The organism is Pseudoalteromonas sp. S4741 (genome assembly GCF_005886135.1).
GTDB lineage: Bacteria > Pseudomonadota > Gammaproteobacteria > Enterobacterales > Alteromonadaceae > Pseudoalteromonas > Pseudoalteromonas tetraodonis.
Genome location: NZ_PNCN01000149.1, coordinates 1 through 2,771 on the forward strand (window position 1 = coordinate 1; position 2,771 = coordinate 2,771).

A 2,771-nucleotide genomic window follows, 5' to 3' on the forward strand; every position below is an offset into this window, starting at 1 on the left:
CTTATGCAGATCTGAGGTTATCTAGTTATTTATCGACGCACGTCTTTTGGTGCGCCACCTTTTGGCCAGTCATCCGCTTTATTGGCAAAAATAGGGCGTTCTAAATGTGAAAAGTAATAAGCAATATCGACAGCTTGTTGATCACTTAGAATGCCTTCTTGTCCCAGAGGCATATTGCCCTTTATAAAAGCGGCTGCAGTATACGTACGCGCCATGCCTGCGCCATCGTTAAACGAATGACTGCCCGCAACAGCAGGGAACATGTAAGTATCATTGGGGTATAAACCTTGAGCATCCATTTGATGGCAGCTTGCACAATGCTTTGCGTAAAGGGTTTTTCCGTTATCGACGTTTGGTACTAGCTCTTTATTAATAGTGACAAAACCTGTGTTGTCTTGCAGAACGTTTTTGTTTTTTATATTTTGTGATAAAAAGTTCATGTAGCTGACAATAGCCTGCATAGGCACTGAATTAGTAGGCAGTGGCTGACCGTTCATTGAGCGTTGAAAACAGCCATTAATTCTGTCTTCAATGGTGTTTATTTTTGCATTACGTGAACGATACTTTGGATATACCACATTTATGCCCACATAAGGCGCGGCTTTGGCTACACGCCCTTCATTAAGATGGCAAGTGCTACAATTGAGCTTATTATTTACGTTATTGGGAAGTTGTTTATAGGTATCAATAATTAATAAGCGCCCATAACGAATTAAATCCGACTCAGGGCTGGCATCGAGCTCATTAATAGCGGGCGTTACTAGGGTGTTAGGGTGATTTGCTGATAAGTTTATAATTGTGGGCGCATTACTTAACGCTTTTTGCACAAGTGATTGTGCTTCTTGTGAGCATACGGGCAAAGTAAATAACGTCGCGAATACAACATTAAAATAAACTTTAAACATAATTAAAACCTAAATAAAAAGAATAAAACGACAGTGCCATTATTGCTGCAATGTGGCTGAGTATTTTAATACCGCTGAATTAGTTAGGTGAATCAGTAAACCGTGACCCACTATCATTAAAATATAGTTAACGATTACTTAAAGGGTTAATAATCTAGTTTGATTATTGAACAGCAGTGCTTAGGTGGAGGTGTCATTAGTTTGTGATTAATTTATATAAGTTTGGTATGCATAGCCAAATGATTATGAACCATAACGCTATGCAAAGTGAGGTGTTTTTTGACTATTTTATTTACAGTTATAATCCATAATTTTGTGTGATAAAGCGCTAAGTATGTCCACTACTTTAAAACTTGCTTGCTCCATAAGAGATACTTTTTCTACAGCAGTATTGATATCGCCTAATTGGAATGCTTCTAAAGCAGCAAAGCCATTCTTATGGACATCTTCATGTGGTTGCTCTAATGCTTTAAAGTCGTTAATGCTTGAATATTTTAATGCACCTTCACCTTGGTAATACCATTTACCTAAACGACACATGGTATGATCAGAAAAGTCTTCTGCAGTCTTATTTGATTGGCCTAAAATGACTTTATAAATATCGTATTTCCATACAATGTGATCCATTTTTACTGTTTGAATAAATGCATCGGCACTTGAATTAACAATAACGCTATACATATTTTGTGATAGTTCAACCACCTTTTTAGCGGTAGCATCAATTTCTGATGAGCTATTTGCAATGCCATCACTTTCTTCGCTAACGTTAGTAATGTTAGTTACAACGCTTTGCATTTGCTCATTGACCTTAGCTATTAAATTAGAGATCTCGTTAGATGCATCAGAAGAGCGCTGAGCGAGCGTTCTTACTTCATCTGCCACAACAGCAAAGCCTCGTCCTTGTTCTCCGGCTCTAGCGGCCTCGATGGCCGCATTAAGTGCAAGTAAATTTGTTTGATCAGAAATCCCTTTAATTATGTTTACAAAATCATTAATTCCGGTTGTTACTGACTGCAATTCTTTAACGGATTTAGTGGCTGATTTTGTATCTCTTGAGATATTATGTGTTGACGATGAAGTCGTTGCTAACATATCTAAAATTGTATCAAGTAATTCTTGGGATGATTTAAATGACGCAATATCATTAATTAGTTTATGTGAAGTTGAGGCTAAGCTTTCTCTGATGTCACTCATTAAATAAGATGACTGTAATGATAAGGTGTTTAATTCACGCTGTTTTACAAAGGCTGTATTGTTTGCTATTTCATTGTCGTTTAGTTGTGATTGCTCGCTGTTTGCTGCTAACAATTGCGCCTCAAGTTTTTCATTGGTTTTTTTTAATTGCATTAACTCGTTATTTAACTCATTAATTTTGTTTTTATATTTTGAATTGAACAGCATGTAGACCCCAATTTAAACACAGAAAATAAACGTATATTTTTTATTAAATTTACCTGAACATTGATTACTTTATTCGATTTTTTACAGGGGTGGAATTGACGTCCACCCAAGTCGATTTTTATAAAAGTAAGTTACAACACTATAATAAATGCTTTATAACCTTTTGGTAAATAAACTTTTCTTTTAATGCTTAAGGGCCTGTTTATCTTTCGAGGTTGAATTTTCAGCAGTCTGTTTGGTAATTAGGCAAGGCAGAGCCTATGTAGTGTGGTTGTTCCCCATAAATAGGCGATAACGTAGCATCAATGCCAAACAGGCGCTGCCCGAAGGGTTCTGCCTAGGGGCGATTTACTCTTTGTTGCCTACATGGATGTAGGTAAGGGGCGTGAGCAGGACGCGGAAGCTTTGCTCGGTTTTTACTTAGCCCACTAGGTTACAAACCTCGCGCCGCGATTAAACCGCCCC

General features: G+C 37.4%; 2 protein-coding genes. Both read right to left on the bottom strand.

Annotated elements, in window-relative coordinates:
* Positions 1-29 precede the first annotated feature (29 nt).
* On the bottom strand, positions 30-905 hold the full coding sequence (locus CWC30_RS16415) for a c-type cytochrome (protein WP_138627638.1): 876 nt from the start codon (positions 903-905) through the stop codon (positions 30-32).
* Between the two features lie 288 nt (positions 906-1,193).
* Positions 1,194-2,306, bottom strand: coding sequence for a methyl-accepting chemotaxis protein (locus CWC30_RS16420; RefSeq protein ID WP_138627639.1), 1,113 nt, complete (start codon positions 2,304-2,306; stop codon positions 1,194-1,196).
* Between the last annotated feature and the right edge of the window lie 465 nt (positions 2,307-2,771).